Genomic DNA, 20,383 nt, shown 5'->3' with positions numbered 1-20,383 from the left:
TCTTTTAGAGTAAAGTGTTAATGACAAGGGAATGCTTAGTTATATTCATTAGTAAATCATGAGAGGAGAATTCTAAAATGAGTGAAAGAAAACCGCCACATCAACAAATGTCTGAAGAGAATAATGGGTTGACCGATGCACAAGAAGTATTATACAACGAAGAATTTAACGAAGCAGATAAAGCATTAGGACTCGAAGGAGTAAAAGGCATCAAAAAGAAAGACAAGAAAGACCATGATAAATATCAGAACTAAGAAATCATTTCACTTCTAGGTAAATTTCTGTTAATATATGGGCGAACAGGATTAAACTCTAGTTTTACAGGAATAAACACAGCTTGAACTGGAATAAAGCGACTGCGAACCGGAATAAATAACTTCCGAACAGGATTAAATCAAAAAAGTTCACGTAAATATTTAAAAACAGGAAAGAGGCAAACCCAACTTTGGGAGTTGCCTCTTTTATCATCTCCATAAATAAATTTCTGGGTGAGTTGTACTTAAAGAGGCATGTTGTTTGGATCCATCATGCTTTTGCCTGCACCATTTTTTGTTAGTCCGCTTAATTGTCCTTTAAGTTTATTGCGAGAATCTTTATTACGCATTAGAAAAGCTGCGCCAAGTCCAAGTGCTGCCATTGCCATAGTATTTCGGTTCATTTTAAAACGCCTCCAATTTTATATGTCACATTTGTATAGTGTCCCAAATATTAAAAATTAGTCGATTTTATTAGAAAGAATTAAATTTATATGCAGTGTAAGCGATATTTGAAATGAGATAAAAACCCCACATATTATAAGTAAAGCTTAGTCTAGTAGTCCTATTAGTAACTAATTTTAGTATGAAGTCCAATGAATTTTCAATCCGATTGTTGCATATTTATTAAAACGGTTGTATCCCCGTAGTTTCTTCTTTATAATTACGCTATAATTCAGAAAATGTTTGGAAGTGTGATGATGAGGATAACATATTCACCACTTGGTGATGAGGCAATTGTAATTGAGGTTGGGCAAGAGATTACGAAAGAGGCAACCAACTTAGTGCGAGCAATTACTAAACTAATAGAAGAAACTACGATTGACTCGGTAGTTGAAGTGATTCCTGCATTTACCACAGTCACTGTTTTTTATAAAGTTAGTGCTGAATGTCAATATGAAGATATGAAGAACCTATTAACTAAATATATAGTCGGGATTAAACATGTAGATTTAATACAACCACGCACCATTGAAATTCCGGTTTGTTATGGTGGGGAGCATGGGCCAGATCTTGAATATGTGGCGTCACATAATCAGTTAACTGTTGATGAAGTGATTGAGATTCATTCTACAGGTACTTATGAAGTGAATATGATTGGCTTTGCGCCAGGGTTTCCGTTTATTAGTGGAATGTCTGAAAAGATTGCAGCTCCTCGTAGAGCGACTCCTAGGCTTCGGATTCCTGCACGGTCAGTTGGTATTGCGGGCATGCAGACTGGTGTCTATCCAATTGAAACGCCAGGTGGCTGGCAATTGATTGGTCGAACGGCAATGGAACTTTTTCTCCCAAATGAAAAGATACCAAGTTTATTACAAGCGGGAGATCAGATTGTCTTTAAGCCGATTTCTAAGGAAGAGTATGACAAATGGGAGGGGACAACCCATGCTACAGTTTGATAAAGATGGGTTACAAACGACTGTACAAGATCTTGGAAGAAGAGGTTTTCAAAAATATGGAGTAATTGCAAGTGGCGTAATGGATCCATATGCACATCGTCTTGCGAACATTTTAGTGGGCAATCAAGAAACTGAGCCCACGATTGAAATTACGTTACTGGGATCGCATAAGACGTTTCACGCTGATTGTTTATTTGCGCTGACGGGTGCGGATTTGTCACCTGCAATAGATGGAATACCTATAAAAATGTGGCGTCCTATTTTTGCGAAAAAAGGATGCAAGCTATCTTTCGGAAAGCCTGTTACAGGGTGTCGTACCTATTTAGCAGTTGCTGGTGGAATTGCTGTGTCTGAAGTCATGGGCAGTGGATCTACTTACTTGCGAGCTGGAATTGGTGGATTTAATGGACGATCTCTAAAAAAAGGCGACGTTATTCCTATTGGTGAAGCTTCAGAGTTAATAAAAGGTTGTATGGAGAGTTTATCTAAAAGAGCGAATAAATCTTCCTTTATTCAAGTGGACTGGACTTTAATGGCTCAAGCCATTCCAATCTATAAATCCGAAGCGACTGTGAGAGTAATGGATGGAAGACAAGAACATTTATTCGATGGAAAAAGTAGAGATGCTTTCTTGAATCAAGCTTTTCAAATTTCTTCAGATTCTGATCGGATGGGGTATCGCTTGAAAGGACCGGAACTTACTTTAATAGAACCCAAAGAATTGATATCTGAAGCAGTGTCTTTTGGTTCGATTCAAGTTCCACCTGATGGGCAACCCATTATATTAATGGCAGACAGACAAACGACAGGCGGCTATCCAAAAATTGGACAAGTAGCAACAATTGATTTGCCAAAAGTAAGTCAATTAAAACCTGGAGAATACATTCGCTTTGAAAAAATTTCACTTGAAGAAGCGCAACAGGCACTGATAGAGGAACGAATACTAATCGCGAAATTAACCCAATCAATCGCGCTGAAATTAAAGGAGTGCAAGTGAACATGAAATATCGAGTTGATTTGAATTGTGACATGGGCGAGAGCTTCGGCACGTATAAAATGGGAAATGATGAAGAAATTTTAGATTTTGTAACGTCTGCAAATATTGCTTGTGGTTTTCATGCTGGCGATCCCGCAACAATGCGCAAAACGGTCAAACTCGCTTTGGAAAAAGGCGTTGGGATTGGTGCACATCCAGGATTTCAAGATTTAACAGGCTTCGGAAGAAGAAATTTACTCGTCTCTCCACAAGAGGCGTATGAACTCGTGGTGTATCAAATCGGGGCATTGTACGGGTTTGTAAAAGCTGAAGGTGGCGTGATGCAACACGTCAAGCCACACGGTGCACTCTTTAACATGGCGGCTACAGATGCGGCTTTATCCGAAGCAATCGCCGAAGCAGTGTATGCGGTGAATCCTGAGTTAGTACTATTTGGTTTATCGGGCAGTGAGATTATCAAAGCAGGTACGAAGATTGGTTTACGTACAGCGAATGAAGTATTCTCGGATCGTACATATCAAACGGATGGAACACTGACAAGTCGAAAAGAAGCGAATGCATTAATTACAGACACCGATACTGCCATTCAACAAGTCGTACGAATGATTAAAGAAGGTGTTGTTACAAGCACAGTTGGAGCTGAGGTATCTATTTTAGCAGACACTGTGTGTATTCATGGGGATGGGATACATGCTCTTGATTTTGCTCGACGTATCTCAGAAACATTAAAAAATTCTCAAATTGATGTACGAAAAATTCAGGATTTAAAATAAGTTACAAAGGAGGTTACTCATGAAAGCTGAAACTAAACTAAAAAATACAAATCGCAGCGTATTACTCGGCGCAGCATTCTTAATGGCCACATCAGCCATTGGACCAGGATTTTTAACACAGACAACTGTCTTTACAGAGCAACTTCTGGCAAGCTTTGGATTCGTAATTCTGATTTCGATTATTATCGATATTGGTGCTCAACTGAACATTTGGCGAATTATTGCCGTTTCTGAAAAACGTGCACAAGATATTGCGAATGATTTATTGCCCGGCCTTGGTTATTTTCTCGCATTCTTAGTTGTTATGGGTGGTCTTGCCTTTAACATCGGAAATATCGCAGGGGCTGGACTCGGAACAAATGTATTATTTGGAATTTCGCCAGAATTAGGAGCGATTCTTAGTGGTATTCTCGCGATTGGTATTTTTATGGTACGTGAAGCGGGCAAAGCGATGGACAAATTCGCACAAGTATTAGGTTTCCTTATGATTGGATTAACGATTTACGTAATGTTTACGGCAGCGCCTCCAGTTGGGGAAGCCGTTGTAAAGACCTTTGTTCCGGATAATATTAATATTTTGGCAATTGTTACGTTGGTAGGTGGAACCGTTGGAGGATATATTACATTTGCAGGTGGTCACCGTTTAATTGATGCAGGAATAAAAGGAAAAGAAGCATTACCTGAAGTGACACGTGGTTCAATATTTGCAATAGGGATAGCTTCCATCATGCGCATTTTCCTGTTCCTTGCCGTGTTGGGTGTGGTTTCTCAAGGTTTTAGGCTAGATCCTTCAAACCCACCAGCATCTGTTTTCCAATTAGCAGCTGGTAATTTTGGGTATAAGATTTTCGGAGTTGTCATGTGGGCTGCCGCTGTTACTTCGGTAGTTGGCGCAGCATACACGTCTGTTTCCTTTATTCGTACATTCCATCCATGGTTAGAGAAACATCATCAAAAAATTATCATTGGATTTATTGCTATCTCAACGATAGTCTTTGTCTTTGTTGGTCGTCCAGTCAGTATTCTTATATTCGTTGGATCGGTAAATGGTATGATTTTACCAATTGCGTTAGGGGTTATGTTGATTGCGGCTTACAAAACAAAAATTGTTGGAGACTATAAACATCCATTGTGGATGACTATTTTCGGAGTGATAATTGTCATTGCCATGGCTTGGATGAGTGGTTACACATTAATCAATGAAATTCCTAAACTATTTGTATAAAAAGGAGTTCTGCAAATGACAACACCTTTTGAAGTAAGAGGGAAGATGCGCAGTGGTGAGTTTACTTTGCCTACTTCTGGTTTGTGTGAAGATTATATTCAAGCAAATTTAGTCATTTTACCAAAGAATTTAGCATTTGATTTTCTATTGTTCTGTCAACGAAATCCGAAATCTTGTCCAGTTATTGATGTGACAGATGTTGGTTCCTATGTACCGCATCTGTCTGCACCAAATGCTGATTTACGTACAGACTTGCCAAAATACCGTGTCTATAAAAATGGGGAAGTTGTAGACGAACCAACGGATATTAAAGAGTATTGGACTGACGATATGGTGGGGTTTCTTATTGGCTGTAGCTTTACATTCGAGGAAGCGCTAATAAAAAATGGTATCCCTATGAGACATAACGAAGAAGGCGTCAATGTGCCGATGTATAAAACATCGATTGAAGCAATGCCAGCAGGAAAATTCTCTGGACCAACGGTTGTCAGCATGCGTCCCATGAAAGAGAAAGACGTCATCCGAGCTGTTCAAGTAACAAGTCGATTCCCTTCCGTTCACGGAGCGCCGATTCATATTGGCAATCCGCAATCGATCGGCATTACAAATATTAATCAACCTGATTTTGGAGATGCCGTTACAATCAACGAAGGTGAAGTACCTGTATTTTGGGCATGTGGTGTTACGCCCCAAGCCATCGCCATGCATATGAAACCAGCATTAATGATTACTCATGCACCAGGTCATATGTTTATAACTGATTTAAAAAGTGAACATGTTAGTGTAATTTAATTTGGTATAGTATCTATATGTTAACTAATTTGGAAGGACCGCTCAGTAAGAATTCGACTGAGTGGACTTTTTTTCTAAACATGGTTTTGAAATGCTATGTATAGCAGACTGAGCGAGGGCTCAGTTGTAATTATTGGCTGTCACGTTGTAAAAATGGAGGATGACGTTGTAAAAAAAGGCATCTAAGTTGTAAATATCATGATTCACGTTGTAATAGTAAAATTTTGGAATGTATTTTGACGATAATAATGTAAATACATTGTGGGGTTTTCAACGAAATTGTCTACTTATACCGACGTTTATGAATTCTTTCTTTAATAGTCCGAGAAACCCTTCTTTCAAATAACGCAGAAATAAATACTGTAAAATTAGAAACAAGCCGCCGAAATTGTATCTTCGGCGGCTTCCTTTCTAAGCAATAAGTGTCCATTCACTAGTAAACCAAAATCAAAGATCTGTAAACGTTAAGGTTGAAGGGGAGAGAAGGACGTACACCCGCAGCAACATTGCCTTTAAAAAAGAAGAATGGTATGTGACAAGGTCACATCACCATTCTTTGTACTCTTTAGGTTATGATGCAGCAGATGGCCGTTCATAGCGACCCGGAAACCTGAATCGATACAGTGGTAATCTCTTATTCGAGGTTAGCTCAAACTCACTATAAACTTCTCTTTCACACAACCAAAACAGGAGAGAAAAACTCTTTATACAGCTCTTTTAGTATCTTCGTTTCATCTTGTTTAAGGACACCGAATACAAGGCTAACTTCTGATGAACCTTGATTAATCATTTCAATATTAGCTCCAGTTCGTGAAATGGCAGTGGTAGCTCTTGCGGCCAAGCCAGTTGAGTTTCTCATCCCTTCTCCAACGATTACGACCATAGAGAAGTTGCTGCGAAAATTGACTTCGTCCGCCTGTAATTCAGTTTTAACACGATCGACAATACGAGCTTCTTTATCGGGTGTTAACTGATGGCTGCGCAAAATGACGGATAGATTATCTATTCCAGAGGGAGTATGCTCATAGGAAATCTCTTCGTCTTCAAGAATTTGTAGTAGTTTGCGGCCAAATCCGATTTCACGATTCATTAAATATTTACTGACAAAAAGCGTTGAAAATCCGCTATCGGCTGATATACCGGTAACTGGTCGGAAGGAACTCTCTCTTTCCGCTACAATCATTGTGCCAGGAGCTAAGGGGTTATTTGTATTTTTTATGCAAACAGGAACTGACTCTTTAAATGCTGGCATCAGGGCTTCATCATGAAGGACTGAGAAACCTGCATACGACAACTCCCGCATTTCACGGTACGTCATTTTGTCTATTTCCACAGGGCTATCAATAATTCTTGGATTAGCAACGAACACACAATCGACGTCAGTGAAGTTTTCATACAGTTCGGCTTTTACAGCAGCTGCCAAAATCGAGCCAGTAATATCTGAACCTCCGCGCTCAAATGTACGCAGCACGCCTTCTTCTGTATAACCAAAAAATCCAGGGAAGACAGTAATTGTGTCTTTATCTTTTAAAGTCGACAGTCTATTGTAGGCTTCTGGAAGTGCTTGTGCGCGTTGCGGTAAGTCGTTAACGAGCAACCCAGCTTCTTTTGGGCTTACGTATTCCGCATGTAGGCCGACCGTATTAAAATAAGCAGCAACAAGCTTTGCCAAATTATCTTCACCGCTAGCTTGTAATTGGTCTAAAAATATCCTAGGATTTTCTTTATCTGATGCGAGACGATTGTAAAGATCCAATTTAATAATATCTTGAATTTCGCATCCAAGTCCTAGACCATTTGCAATATTGTCATAGCGATCAATCACTTTATTGAATTGTTCTTCGACATTTTCACCGCGCAGTGCTGCGTGCGAGAGGTTGATAAGCAAATCAGTCACTTTTACATCATCTTCAAAGCGTTTGCCAGGTGCTGAGACTACTACAATTCTTCGTGATGGATCTGCTCTTACAATGGCCGCCACTTTTTTGATTTGTTGTGCACTTGCTACAGATGTTCCGCCGAATTTACACACTTTCATTCTATCAAGTCCCATCTCTATATTAATTGGTAAAAGGTTGTTTTAATTATTATATAATACTATAATGTCTTTATGAGAAAAACAAATGTTTTTTTACAGTGTACAAATCATGGGAGGAATTGTCAATGAAAAATGAAATTTCTATCGGCTTATTAGGCCTTGGAACAGTTGGAAACGGAGTTGCAACTATTTTACAGCAACACCAGCAGGACTTGACTTATAAATTGGGAGTCCAAGTTTCCATTAAAAAGGTACTAATTAAAGATAAAAATAAAGCAAGACTCTCCTCTTTAGATCCAAATGTATTTACAACGGATGTCTGGGACATATTAGACGATCCTTCTATTGATATCATTGTGGAAGTGATGGGCGGAATCGAAGGTGCTAAGCATGCAATTGAAAGTGCACTTCGTTCAGGAAAGCAAGTAGTTACAGCTAATAAAGATGTGATGGCTGAACACGGTCACGAGCTATTAAAGTTGGCTGATCTTGAAAAATGTGATTTGTTTTACGAAGCCAGCGTTGCTGGAGGCATACCGATTATCCGAACACTAGAAGACGGACTTGCATCAGACAGGATTTCTAGTCTAATGGGGATTGTTAACGGCACGACAAACTATATTTTAACGAAAATGAAACAAGAAAATATGAGCTATGAAACTGCTTTGGCGGAAGCAACACTATTAGGATATGCAGAATCGGATCCATCAGCAGATGTAGATGGTTTAGATGCTGCTCGGAAAATGGTCATTTTATCGTCACTGGCATTTTCGACGGAAGTGCATCTTGATGACGTCTTGGTTAGAGGGATGAAAGACATTCAGGCAGGGGATTTGGAGCTCGCAGAAGGCTTTGGCTATACAATCAAAATGGTTGGCTCATCTAAAAAAGATGAGGACGGTATTGAAGTGACGGTGGAGCCAGTATTCTTGGCTAATTCCCATCTTCTTGCTTCGGTCAACAATGAATTTAACGCCGTATATATTTATGGAGATGCAGTTGGAGAAACAATGCTATACGGACCAGGTGCAGGGTCGCTACCTACTGCCACTTCAGTTGTGTCGGACATTATCGCTGCTTGCCGAAATCTACTGCTTGAAGTAAACGGTAAACGAGTGCACGCAGCTCAGCATGAGCGAGTAATGAAATCCGATAACCGACGATATTCAAAATATTTTCACCGTTTGCTCGTAAAAGATGAAGTGGGTATGCTGTCAAAACTGACGTCAATTTATAGTAATCATATGGCAAGCCTTCAATCGGTCATGCAGCATCCGGCTAAAAATGACGGTATGGCAGAAATTATTCTATTAACACATAAAATTTCTAGACAGCAACATTTGGATATTATTGAAAATTTAGAAGATACTGCAAGTGTTATCAGCCATTATCGTATTGAAGGGGAGGAATCAGTATGAATTGGCCAGGATTAATTGAACAATATAAAGAATGGCTTCCAGTGACGGACAATACACCTTCTTTGACTTTGCAAGAAGGTAATACTCCTATGGTTCATTTAGGTAAATTATCTGAACAATGGGGAATCAATCTTCATGTGAAATTGGAGGGCGCAAACCCAACTGGTTCTTTTAAAGACAGAGGAATGGTTATGGCAGTTGCAAAAGCAAAAGAAGAAGGGAAAACGGTTCTTCTTTGTGCTTCAACTGGCAATACTTCCGCATCGGCTGCAGCTTACGGAGCAAGAGCTGGCATGAGAACGATTGTGGTCATTCCAGAAGGTCGCATCGCACTCGGAAAACTTGCTCAGGCAAAAATGTATGGAGCAGAAATTCTAGCGATTAAAGGAAACTTTGACGAAGCGCTTAACATGGTAAGAGAAGTGGGTCAGGAAGATGGCATCGCTCTTGTAAATTCCGTCAATCCATATCGTATAGAAGGTCAAAAAACAATCGCTTTCGAAATCATCGATCAGTTGGGTAAAGTACCAGATATTCTAGCTTTGCCAGTTGGAAACGCTGGAAATATTTCAGCTTCTTGGAAAGGTTTTAGCGAGTACGCAGCCAAAAAAGGGGGGAAACGTCCTTCATTGCTTGGTGTGCAGGCGGCAGGAGCTGCTCCAATTGTCAATAATCAGGTCGTCGAAAACCCTGAAACAATTGCAACAGCTATCCGAATCGGCAATCCGGCCAGTTGGAATCTCGCACTGACAGCACTAGACGAATCAAACGGTACAATCTTGGCTGTGACGGACGAAGAAATTCTAGAATCCTATCAAATGTTAGCTTCAACAGAAGGTATCTTTGCAGAACCTGCATCATGTGCATCAATCGCAGGTATTAAAAAGCAAGTGGAGAACGGCATGCTTGAAAAAGGTTCTACAGTTGTCGCTATATTGACAGGAAATGGATTGAAAGATCCAGAAACAGCTATTTCAGTTAATCAACATAAAGCACTTCTCGTGCCGGAAGATATGGAGCGCTTTTGGGAGGACTTGAAGAAAGGTGTGAAGGCATGAGCTGGAGAGCATTTTCGGTAACAGTGCCTGCATCAACTGCGAATCTCGGACCTGGGTTTGATTCGATAGGATTGGCACTTGACCTTCATTTGTTAATCAATGTATCGCCCGCATCAGAGTGGACAGTCGAATATGAAAATGCAGGATATCAGCATTTATCCAGTGGCTCCGATAATTTGATCGTGTCAACTGCCCAAGTGGTTGCTGACAAGTTTAATCGTCAGCTCCCTGCTGCTAAACTTTATGTGGTAACAGATATCCCCCTCGGTAGAGGACTCGGTAGTAGCGCATCAGCCATCGCCGGAGGTATCGAAATTGCAGACCGTTTGCTTGGATTGGAATTGACAATAAAAGAAAAAGTGAAAATTGGCAGTGAAATGGAAGGTCATCCTGATAATGTTTCGGCGTCTTTTTTCGGCGGCTTGACGATTTCGTATGATGACGGAGTAGATCTGGATGTAATTCATGTACCTGAAGTGAAAATCGGAGTCGTGATACTGGTGCCGTCTGAAGAATTTCTCACAACGGAGTCAAGAGGGTTGCTGCCCGAATTACTCGAACATAGTGTTGCTACGCGTGGGAGTGGTGCAGGTAACGTGTTATCAGCTGCACTATCTTGTGGTGATTGGGAAACTGCTGGACGTATGATGGAAAAAGATACATTCCATGAACCTTTCCGTAAAAATAGGTTTCCTGATTTCGAAGCAATTCGCCATACATGTAAGGTGTTGGGGGCATACAATTGCGCCATAAGCGGAGCAGGACCATCGCTTTTCATAGCTGTTAAAAAAGGGAATGAAGAAGAAATTAGCATTAAATTGAGAGACAAATTCCCCCATTACGAATGTCTCGTAACGAAACCTTCATCAGTAGGAATAGTTTCTTGTGAAATATAGAGGAATAGCTTCCACGTTAACTTGGTAGTGAATATTAAATGTACGAAGGATATTTTACAGTAATATCATCGCAGTTAATAAAAACAACTATGTACCCTTGGTCGGTAAGAATTCGACTAAGTGGTACTTTTTTATGTTAAAATTATCATTAGAGGGTATGTTTGAAATTTTTTAAAGTGCTGCTTTTCTACTATCTACTTGTTCTACTCAATTTGTCTCCTTAAGTGACAATTTGGATAAAATAAACAATAAGGTTTGAATATAAAAATTACTTTTCAATAAAAGGAGGTTTTCGCATGAAATTTGTCAAATCAAAAATGATGCAACTTGTAAAAGAGAACGAAGAGTTAAAAATACGCTTAAAGTCTATCATGACTGAACACGAGCTTGAAAAAACGTTAGCATTAAAAGCGATGTACCATTCCGAAGTAGTAGAAGGAAAGTTTCAAGGACTATACCAAGAACTCTTTAAAGGGTAATTGCTTAATTGTATGCAGCAGGTATGTTAGACTTTTTGCAGGAATGGATTTCCATTAAGTTGATGGGATTATTTCAATTCAGATCAAAAGGAGCTCGAGCATATGAAAGTATTCGTAGTAGGGGCAACTGGACAAATTGGAAAACATCTTATCAACCTTATACAAAATAGTGAACAACATACAGTGCGTGCAATGGTCCGAAAGCAAGAGCAGGCAGACGAGTTAGGAAAACAAGGCGTTGATGCTGCAGTTGCAAGTTTGGAAGGTAGTGTGCAAGACATCGCTGATGCAGCAAAAGGGTGTGACGCGATAGTCTTTACTGCAGGTTCCGGCGGGCATACAGGTTTAGACAAGACTTTGCTAATTGATTTAGATGGAGCAGCTAAAACTGTAGAGGCTGCTGAACAAGCAGGCATCACTCGATTTGTACTTGTCAGTGCACTTCAAGCTAACAAGCGTGAAAACTGGAATCAAGAGATGGTTCCGTATTACGTGGCAAAACACTATGCAGATAAAATGGTGGAACAAAGTAGTTTGGACTACACCATTATTCGTCCAGGTGGCCTTTTAAATGAACCAAGTACAGGTAAGGTATCGGCTTCAGAAAACCTTGAAAGAGGCTCTATTGCTCGTGAGGATGTTGCAAAAACAATTTTTGCTTCATTGAACTCACAACATACCGTTAAGAAATCATTTGACCTTATTAGTGGGGAAACAGGCATTGAAGAAGCACTAGAAAATTTATAATAGAACAAAACTCCAAGTCATGGCTAAACGTGACTTGGAGTTTTTCTATTTGGTAAGGGTTAACAATTGTTCAATAGTAAAGGTGATGTTAAAAGAATCTTTAGCTTTTGCAGGAGAACTTAGTATCCCTTTTTGAACACTTGATGACAATTTCCTCAAACATGACATCTGTCATACACTTATTATGATACATACCCCTAGGCAAAAATCTATATCCTCCCCATACTAATAGACTAACAGCAAACTACTATACTTTTAAAACCTATAGAAGTAAGGGCTTACTGAATTTAATCTAATACTTATGTATGTAAAAAAGGAGTCACTACTTATGAATCAGTCAAAAATTGCATGGGTTACGGATTCAACTGCAACTCTATCACCAGAATTTATTAAACAACATCATATTTATGTTGTTCCTCTATACGTTATCTTCGGCGAAACCGCTTACAGGGAAAATGTCGATATTAAATCGGAAGCATTTTACAAAAAGCTCGCCTCCGTCAAAGAATTGCCGAAAACATCGCAGCCATCTCCAGGCGAAATGATTGAAATTTTCAAAGAAATTAAGAAAAATTATGATCACGTAATTGCGATTCACGTAACAGGGTCACTTACAGGAGCATACAGTGGTGCAATTTCAGCAGCTAAAGAAACGGGCGTAGATGCTTTTGTACTTGACTCTCAAATTGGCTCTTTTCCATTAGGGAAAATGGTGGAACGGGCGGTTGCTCTCGAACAACAAGGAAAAACATTTGATGAAATTGTCTCTGTAATTAAGACCCTACCTGCAAAGGGACGTCTGTTTTTAACACCAGGAAGCCTGGAACAACTTCACAAAGGTGGACGTGTCACAGGAACTCAAACAGTTATTGCTACACTTTTAAATATGAAAGTTGTGCTTAAGTTTGATAAAGGAAAAGCAATTCTATCAGATAAAGTACGCAGCCATAAACGCGCAATCGCCAAAATGGTAGAGTATTTAGAAACAGAAATTGATCATGTAAGTGAAGTTACTGTTATTCACGCTGATAATTTGACAGAAGCAACGCACTGGAAAAGCATACTTCAAAAACAATTTCCAGACATCGCATTTTATATTACCGAATTGAGCCCAGTACCTGGCACACATGCAGGTAGAGGAACCGTTGGGTTAGCATGGCTAGGTGAGTAAGTAATATAGAGTCGTTATAACCTGATACAAGGATATGACGACTTTTTCTTCATTATATTTCAGTGTGTTTTTCAAATACTTATGCACGGAATAATTCAGGAGTCGCCACTAATGATAAAGTAGTGTTAAAATATGATAAAAACCCTAATAAAGTATCAAAACTTTAAAGGTTAAAATGAAACTAGTAAGAAACTCGTTGATAAATTAGCTGTTTATAAGTATAAAGACGCCAAGCTATCATCGCATTAAACATTTAAAGGGGTGTATATAAGATGTATCAAAAAATCTTATTGGCAGCAGATGGATCGGATCACTCAATTCGCGCAACAAAAGAAGCAATAAAAATAGCTTCTCTTAACTCTAACTCTATAATAACAGTCGTATTGGTTGCAGATTATGCGAATGCAAAGAGTGACGTTCTTCATAGTGGAAGTTCTTTTGAACTGGATATGAAACGAAGAAAAAAACTAATGCCTGTTGAGGACTTACTAAAGCAAGAAAAAGTCAGCTATTCAGTGGAAATCCTTCGTGGAGAACCAGGTCCAGCAATTGTCGAGTATGCTAACAAACAACAATATGAAGTCTTGGTGATTGGTAGTCGTGGTTTAAATGCATTACAAGAAATGGTTCTAGGAAGTGTCAGTCATAAAGTGGTTAAACACGCAGATTGTCCAGTTCTCATGGTGAAATAAACTGAATAAAAATGTTAAAAAGAGTGATTCGTGTTTAATGCGAATCACTCTTTTTCATTTATTTAAGAAAAGCGTACCGGAAGCCAGCTCGATACTGTCAGTCCACTGAAAAACTTCTTATGAATTTAAAAATAGTTCAAATTTAAGAAAATGCGTAGAATATTTTAGAGAAGTGAAGAAAGTAGCGTTACTTTTTCAGGTGTTTGATAATATTACTAGGTTTTTCAATGAATTTTTTAGGTGAGCTGTTGCTCAGTTGGAAAGTTTGGAACGCTAAGTTGGAAAAATAACGGTCCAAGTTGGAATAGATAAAATATGAAAATTAATACTCCATCTCGCTGATGCATGAGGCATTGAAAAACTCCTCATGAATCAAAAATCATCGCAATTTTAAGTAAATTATAAGTGTCAAAGTTCTACGGATCGGTGTAGAAAATATCACTAATTTTCAGTAGCTTCAATACTGTAGATGAATTTTTTATTAGCTATTACTTTCTTAAAAGTACAAGGTGTGTTCCAAGGTTTTTAATATTTAGAGTTAAAATTTAAACATGTATTTATCAATTATTATCACTATACTATTTGTAAGAGCTTTACAAAGGAGGAAATCAAGTGAAAATCGTTATTAGTCCGGACTCATTTAAGGGAAGCTTGTCAGCAGTTGAAGTTGCACAAGCAATGGTAGCAGGAATTAGGGCTTTTGATCAGTCTATTGAAACACTCATATTGCCAGTAGCTGATGGGGGGGAAGGCACACTAGAAAGTCTCCTCAGTGCTACAAAAGGAAGAACTGTGTCAGTCATTGTACATGACCCTCTTGAAAGAAAAATATCTGCTGAATACGGCGTTTTAGGTGATGAAGAAACATGCGTAATTGAAATGGCAAAAGCATCTGGTATAACCCTTTTACATACAGAAGAAAGAAATCCACTTATAGCAACTTCATTTGGTACTGGGGAGTTAATAAAACATGCGTTAGATGCAGGTTTTCGAAAGTTTATTGTTGGGATAGGTGGTAGCGCAACTAACGATGGTGGCATGGGAATGCTGAAAGCTCTTGGCATGAAGTTTCAATCTCAAAAAGGTGAAGATCTTGAGACGGGTGGAAGTGCGCTCAGCAATTTGGCATACATCGACGTAGTAGATTTTGATTCTCGTATTAAAGAGTCCGAGTTTATCATTGCATGTGACGTAAATAATCCATTTATTGGACCCAATGGTGCTTCATTTGTATTTGGTCCCCAAAAAGGCGCCACTGAAAAGATGGTTTCTCTCTTAGATCACAATTTAAAAATATTTGCAGATGTAATTGAACAAACAAGTGGCCTATCGATTCATCATCGACAAGGTGCTGGTGCGGCAGGAGGATTAGGTGGCGCAATTCAAGCTTTTTTTCCTTACATAATGAAACCTGGGATTGAAGTAATGATGGAGGCAGTCGAGTTTCGTGAACGCATAATAAACGCTGATCTAATCATTACAGGAGAAGGTAGATCCGACGAACAAACCCTTTCTGGAAAAGCACCATATGGAGTTGCGAAAGTAGCAAGGGAACTTGGGATTCCCGTCATGTTATTGTCTGGTTACATAACACCATCAAGTAAAAAGTGTTTGACTCCACATTTCGACATGATTGAAAGTGTGGTAAATGATGTCGTTTCACAAAAAGAATCAATGGAACATGCGGCTCATTATATAAAAATTCAAACGCATCAACTGATTTCATCTTATATAGAATTAAAGAAATAAGAACGTTATTTTCATTCCTTCCTCCAACATTTTATCATAATGAATAAGCTGATTCAGAAGCGGGAGAAGTCTAGTTTCAATTAAAGATATCCTATCTTGTGTCTTAGTACATACAGGATTAAATGTATGGATAGGTTAGCTTAAAAGGGGCAAGAATAGTCTATAGTGTGTTCTGAATTTTTTTGAAATAACACACTAAGATTGAGGAGGAATAAAAAAATGAAAAAACTATATACGTCTACTGTAACCGCAATTGGGGGACGTGAAGGACGCGTTCGTTCTGAGGATGGCGTTCTAGACATACCCTTGGCTATGCCTGGTGTAAAAAAAGAGACAACAAATCCGGAGCAACTTTTTGCAGCTGGCTATGCAGCTTGCTTCGATTCTGCATTAAATTTGGTCGCACAACAAGAAAAAATTAAACACGGTGGATCTGAAGTCACAGCTCATGTTACGCTAAATCAAGACAATGACGGCTATTCACTTTCCGTTAAACTGGATGTGCTTGTCCGTGATGTGGAGATGGAAGTCGCTCAAAAACTTGTGGATTCTGCACATAAAGTGTGCCCATATTCACGCGCAACAAAAGATAACGTCACTGTAGAAGTTGAAAGTCGAATTGCGTAGTCCTTATTATTTGAAGACATTACACATAAATGACCCTACTTCTTATTAAGGAGTAGGGTCATTTTTTCAGTCGCTATTTCTTATGAGTTGGTTCTAATAAGTAGTTTCTTCATAAGTAATCATTACGAATGGCTTCTTCTTGTTCAGAGAGGGATATTACTTTATTGTCTCCACCGAGAGTAATTATATGCATTGAATCCACTTCTTCATCCATGCCTTCTTCGTCCTCATCATCATATAATTCGTTGTAGTCAGCATGATCACCTTTAAGGTCGGATGGTGTTTCAGATGTACCGTACTGGGCGACTTCCTGAAAACTGTCCTCATAATCTCTGACACCGTCACTTTTATGACGTTCGGCAAAAGAGTTATCGTTTGCTGGTATCAAAATTTGTTCTTCAGAAGGTCGATCTAGAGGAATAGTTTTCTCCGCATGCTCAATACAGCGGGTCGTATATGGAAGAGCTTCTAAGCGCTCATAAGGAATGCTTTCTCCGCAGTCATCACAAACTCCATACGTTCCATTTTTCATAGCCTCAAGGGCATGATTCACTTTATCTAATTCAGAATGCTCATGAACCTTAATTGCCATATCTTTCTCACGTTCATAAAGCTCTGTGCCTAAATCAGCAGGATGGTTATCAGCTGTTGAAAGTTCACCTGTCGTATCACGAATATTACCTTGCTCTGTGACAGGGTTGTCCTCATGATTCTCCAACTGAACTTTCTGGGCTAACAGGTCTTTCTTTAGCTCTGATTTTTGTTTGTCCGTAAGAATACGATCACATCCTTTATTTTTAATCAATAATAGTATGAGCGTTTTAAGGTAGACTTATTAATAAAGAACATGATAAAAAAATTTATTGGTAAGAAATTATTTCTTAGTTTTTTGTCTAAATTTTTCTTTTCATTAATTGCGGCTAATTCAACACAGTTCTTACTGTTTTCAGCACTGAAGTTATTAAAATAACAGGTGCCTGGGTGATTAATAGCAATCTTCATGGAAAATTGAAAAGCACAAGTTCCAATATTCTATCGGGGAATATCTGTTTATATTTTAAGAAATTCAATTATATTTAAAATAGTATTTGTAATATTCAGTCATTTAATATATAATTCTATTAAATAAACGGCTAGCTTTACTTTTTCTGTACCAATCTTAGTGCCAATAAGAAAAATATCTTTAATGTCAGTAGTTCCTAAATACGATCAGGGAGGTGCTTTTTCCTTTGTCTCATTCTTTGGGGTCACTTCATTAGCTGGACGGTTTTTTATTAATGTTGAAGCCTTGAAGACACTTTGTCTGAGACGCTCGATACTAATTGGCAAATACAAGATGTAAGAATCCTCAACCATTGTGACAGCTTATTTTAGATATGAATGAATAATAAAGCCGTTTACATAATATAGTTTTCTTAAGAACCGAAGGGAGAGGGTTTCATTTGAAAAAAATGTTTAAAGCTTTTTTAATACTTTTAGTCATCAGTTTAGTATTTTCTACCTCAGCATTTGCAAAGAATGATAATGGAAAGAATTCACTTGTTGCATTGGGTGATTCTATCCCGTTTGGATACAATCTTGATGCTAATAATAATCACCCATCCAAAAAAGCATTTCCGTTTTTAATGGGGAAGGAAGCTGATTTAAGAGTCAATAATCTAGGTATTCCTGGTTTGACGACGGATGGCATGCTCAATCTACTACAAACTAACCAAAAATACCGTCAAGCCGTCAAACATGCAGACTATATTACTCTTAATATAGGGAGCAATGATTTAATAGCTGCATTGCGGGCTGCGGCTGCTGCAAGTGGTGGTGATACTGAATATTTTAAATTCCTATTAATGCAAAACATTGAAAATAGTAATATTGTTGGGAAACTAAAGCTAACCATAGCCGAGATTAGAAAACTAAGTGCTGCACCTATTGTAATTCACAATATTTACAATCCATTTCAAGAACCTGAATATGAACTTCAATTTCTTGCAACAAAGCTACTTCCTGATATCAATAAAATATTTTTGGGGTTAGTTTATGCAAATGAAAACGTAGTTCTTGCAGACGCTTATACAGCATTCGGTTCAAATCAAGCCAAATACGTCATTGCAGGTGATATTCATCCTACGGTTGCCGGACATGAGAAACTGGCTGGAATTAGTTTAGCGGCATTGGGGTTAAACAAAAAAGAAAAGCAGCAGAAGAAGAAGAAGAAGGTCAAATAACACGTAATTGAATTTTTATGTGGAAGTTAAAACTATAAAATTTCTTTGCTAATTGATATTGGTGTTGGAAAAAAGAAGGTTGAAGACAAGTGACGGATTCAAACCCCCAGGATTTCCTTTACGAAGAACGACGAACCAAGTGACAACGTCACTTGGTTCGTCGTTCTTCATTCTTGAGGATATGTGCAGTAGGTTTCCCTATATAAAGTGACCTAGAAGAACTTATCGTTACGGTGTAGAAGAATCCTGTTTTCACTTTTTTCCATAAGAAAAACTTGTTTTGTAAATGACTTTACATAATTTTTACAATTATTTAAAACAGCAAATTAATTTTTGACTGTATAATAAGGCGGAAACAGAAAATAACTTGCCAACGTACTAAGGGAGACAGAATGAAATATAATCGATTGACTACATTAATAAATTATTTAGAGTTTCTAAATTCTAAACGTACTAGTCATTTTCAAGAATTTAAAAAGAATGAAGAATTTAAGAGACTTATGCAAGCTGAAAAAATAAAAACATTCTTTCAACCAATCGTTTCATTAGATAAAGAGGAAACAGTTGGTTTTGAAATTCTCAATCGTCCTCAAAGTACAGCTTTATTTCCAACAACTGAAAAGTTTTATGATTATGTAGGTCAAAGTGATAATGTTTTTATAGTGGAAGGTTTTTTGCGTAATCTTTCTCTTGAGCGATATGCAGAACAGTTGGATCAAACCCAAGGTCATAATAAACGATTAATTTTCCTCAACATACAGCCCCAAGTTTTAGCGGATCCAGCTTATCGTAGTGGTAAAACGCTAGAAATATTGTCAAAATATAATCTCTCTCCGAATCAAATTGTATTAGAACTAACGGAAAAAGAGGCAGTAATCGACTATAATCAATTTGAGAAAATAATTGAGAATTACAGGAAACAAGGTTTTCGGATTGCCGTGGATGATGCAGGAACGGGATATAATAGTTTAAAAACGCTAGTTTATTTAAAACCTGAATTTATTAAGATTGATAAGTCGCTTATCAGAAATATTAGTGATCAACCTGAGCAACAGCATTTAGTTGAACTTTTATTAGAATTTGCATTACAATCGAAAACTGAAGTAATTGCTGAGGGTATAGAGACTTTATCAGAACTAAGATATTTACAGAATCTTGGTATTCAAATGGGGCAAGGATATGCTCTTGGAAAACCAACTCCCATCTTGAGTTCTGGCTATTTCCCATTAACGAAATTCCCTATTGTAAGTCCAAGTAATCATATATATGGAGCAAAATAAATCAATTTTAATAATATATAGAAATAAAAAAACCCTTCACGGAGACAAATCATTTTAGATTTGAAATAGTGATGGGTTGTTTTGTTTTATATTGTATTAATGCCCCCTTTCTCTATAGAGTGTCAACTTAAAGTGTAAATAAACTCCCCATTTTGTATTTTTCTTAACATCACAAAGTCAAACAGTTGGAGGCAATCGTCGTATCCTTCCTCAAATAAACTATCTCGATTATCAGAAGCTTCTGAGATGAATCTAATATATTTAATTTCAGAAACGTTCAATAGGTTCAAATAAAATAAGGCATGGGCATACATTAAATTTCTTTGTTTGCCTAAAAGATTACGAAAAAATGCATTAGTACGAAAGTGTTTATACCTTTAAACTACCCAAAAAATCCGCTGTTTTAACGGACTAAATGGATTGGGTTTCAGTCATTTATTATTCGGAATTAGTGATATGATTGGAATCTTTAAATTTTTATTTGTTTCTGACATCTGACTGACATAATAGAAAGTTAAATTTACATAAGTGGTCTACTTTTAACTACAAGAAATGGGAGGAAAAA

20 protein-coding genes are annotated in these 20,383 nt (G+C 37.9%); 17 read left to right on the top strand and 3 right to left on the bottom strand.

Features of this window, described 5'->3' with window-relative positions; genetic code table 11:
• Positions 1-77 precede the first annotated feature (77 nt).
• Positions 78-254: a YfhE family protein gene (locus E2636_RS15095; protein WP_134210948.1), complete on the top strand. Its 177-nt coding sequence runs from the start codon at positions 78-80 to the stop codon at positions 252-254.
• 245 nt (positions 255-499) lie between these two features.
• On the opposite strand, the gene E2636_RS19075 is transcribed toward E2636_RS15095, so the two are convergent.
• Positions 500-658 carry a hypothetical protein gene (locus E2636_RS19075; RefSeq protein WP_166669541.1) on the bottom strand — a complete coding sequence of 53 codons (159 nt, stop codon included), beginning with the start codon at positions 656-658 and terminating at the stop codon, positions 500-502.
• A gap of 297 nt (positions 659-955) precedes the next feature.
• Here E2636_RS19075 and pxpB point away from each other — a divergent pair, with 297 nt between their 5' ends.
• Genes pxpB through E2636_RS15070 form a run of 5 tightly spaced genes read left to right on the top strand, consistent with a single transcriptional unit; the run spans position 956 to position 5,441 of the window.
• Positions 956-1,654 carry a 5-oxoprolinase subunit PxpB gene (pxpB, locus tag E2636_RS15090; protein ID WP_134210947.1) on the top strand — a complete coding sequence of 233 codons (699 nt, stop codon included), beginning with the start codon at positions 956-958 and terminating at the stop codon, positions 1,652-1,654.
• Positions 1,641-2,651, top strand: a complete 1,011-nt coding sequence (locus E2636_RS15085) for a 5-oxoprolinase subunit C family protein (protein WP_134210946.1) — start codon at positions 1,641-1,643, stop codon at positions 2,649-2,651. Before pxpB ends, E2636_RS15085 begins: the two co-directional genes overlap by 14 nt.
• 2 nt (positions 2,652-2,653) lie before the next feature.
• Positions 2,654-3,424: a LamB/YcsF family protein gene (locus tag E2636_RS15080; protein WP_134210945.1), complete on the top strand. Its 771-nt coding sequence runs from the start codon at positions 2,654-2,656 to the stop codon at positions 3,422-3,424.
• Between the two features lie 19 nt (positions 3,425-3,443).
• Positions 3,444-4,649 carry an NRAMP family divalent metal transporter gene (locus tag E2636_RS15075; RefSeq protein WP_134210944.1) on the top strand — a complete coding sequence of 402 codons (1,206 nt, stop codon included), beginning with the start codon at positions 3,444-3,446 and terminating at the stop codon, positions 4,647-4,649.
• A 15-nt stretch (positions 4,650-4,664) separates the two neighbouring features.
• Entirely contained in the window at positions 4,665-5,441 is a 777-nt protein-coding gene (locus E2636_RS15070) for a putative hydro-lyase (RefSeq protein ID WP_134210943.1), read from the top strand.
• A gap of 673 nt (positions 5,442-6,114) precedes the next feature.
• Here the strand turns inward: E2636_RS15070 and E2636_RS15065 are convergent.
• Positions 6,115-7,479, bottom strand: coding sequence for an aspartate kinase (locus E2636_RS15065; RefSeq protein WP_134210942.1), 1,365 nt, complete (start codon positions 7,477-7,479; stop codon positions 6,115-6,117).
• A 125-nt stretch (positions 7,480-7,604) separates the two neighbouring features.
• Between E2636_RS15065 and E2636_RS15060 the strand changes: the two genes are divergently transcribed.
• From E2636_RS15060 to E2636_RS15020, 9 genes are all read left to right on the top strand, one after another.
• A complete protein-coding gene (locus E2636_RS15060) occupies positions 7,605-8,897 on the top strand; it encodes a homoserine dehydrogenase (RefSeq protein ID WP_134210941.1) in 1,293 nt (430 codons plus the stop codon).
• Positions 8,894-9,955: a threonine synthase gene (thrC, locus tag E2636_RS15055; RefSeq protein ID WP_134210940.1), complete on the top strand. Its 1,062-nt coding sequence runs from the start codon at positions 8,894-8,896 to the stop codon at positions 9,953-9,955. The genes E2636_RS15060 and thrC overlap by 4 nt, the downstream gene beginning before the upstream one ends.
• Positions 9,952-10,851 carry a homoserine kinase gene (gene thrB / locus E2636_RS15050; RefSeq protein WP_134210939.1) on the top strand — a complete coding sequence of 300 codons (900 nt, stop codon included), beginning with the start codon at positions 9,952-9,954 and terminating at the stop codon, positions 10,849-10,851. The genes thrC and thrB overlap by 4 nt, the downstream gene beginning before the upstream one ends.
• 296 nt (positions 10,852-11,147) lie before the next feature.
• Entirely contained in the window at positions 11,148-11,330 is a 183-nt protein-coding gene (locus E2636_RS15045) for a hypothetical protein (protein WP_017379635.1), read from the top strand.
• A gap of 102 nt (positions 11,331-11,432) precedes the next feature.
• Entirely contained in the window at positions 11,433-12,077 is a 645-nt protein-coding gene (locus E2636_RS15040) for an SDR family oxidoreductase (protein WP_134210938.1), read from the top strand.
• A gap of 328 nt (positions 12,078-12,405) precedes the next feature.
• Positions 12,406-13,248 (top strand): DegV family protein, encoded by an 843-nt coding sequence (locus E2636_RS15035; RefSeq protein ID WP_134210937.1) that lies wholly within the window; start codon positions 12,406-12,408, stop codon positions 13,246-13,248.
• Positions 13,249-13,520: 272 nt separating this feature from the next.
• Entirely contained in the window at positions 13,521-13,940 is a 420-nt protein-coding gene (locus E2636_RS15030; protein ID WP_134210936.1) for a universal stress protein, read from the top strand.
• Between the two features lie 612 nt (positions 13,941-14,552).
• Positions 14,553-15,689 (top strand): glycerate kinase, encoded by a 1,137-nt coding sequence (locus tag E2636_RS15025; protein ID WP_134210935.1) that lies wholly within the window; start codon positions 14,553-14,555, stop codon positions 15,687-15,689.
• 219 nt (positions 15,690-15,908) lie between these two features.
• Entirely contained in the window at positions 15,909-16,316 is a 408-nt protein-coding gene (locus tag E2636_RS15020; protein WP_134210934.1) for an organic hydroperoxide resistance protein, read from the top strand.
• 109 nt (positions 16,317-16,425) lie between these two features.
• Here E2636_RS15020 and E2636_RS15015 read toward each other — a convergent pair whose 3' ends face one another.
• On the bottom strand, positions 16,426-17,121 hold the full coding sequence (locus tag E2636_RS15015; protein ID WP_134210933.1) for a TraR/DksA C4-type zinc finger protein: 696 nt from the start codon (positions 17,119-17,121) through the stop codon (positions 16,426-16,428).
• Positions 17,122-17,767: 646 nt separating this feature from the next.
• On the opposite strand from E2636_RS15015, the gene E2636_RS15010 reads away from it, so the two are divergent.
• Positions 17,768-18,538, top strand: coding sequence for an SGNH/GDSL hydrolase family protein (locus tag E2636_RS15010; protein ID WP_134211825.1), 771 nt, complete (start codon positions 17,768-17,770; stop codon positions 18,536-18,538).
• Positions 18,539-18,945: 407 nt separating this feature from the next.
• Positions 18,946-19,818 carry an EAL domain-containing protein gene (locus tag E2636_RS15005; protein WP_243840666.1) on the top strand — a complete coding sequence of 291 codons (873 nt, stop codon included), beginning with the start codon at positions 18,946-18,948 and terminating at the stop codon, positions 19,816-19,818.
• The last annotated feature ends 565 nt before the right edge of the window (positions 19,819-20,383 follow it).

The organism is Paenisporosarcina antarctica (genome assembly GCF_004367585.1).
Classification (GTDB): domain Bacteria; phylum Bacillota; class Bacilli; order Bacillales_A; family Planococcaceae; genus Paenisporosarcina; species Paenisporosarcina antarctica.
This window is presented reverse-complemented; position numbering and strand designations above follow the sequence as displayed.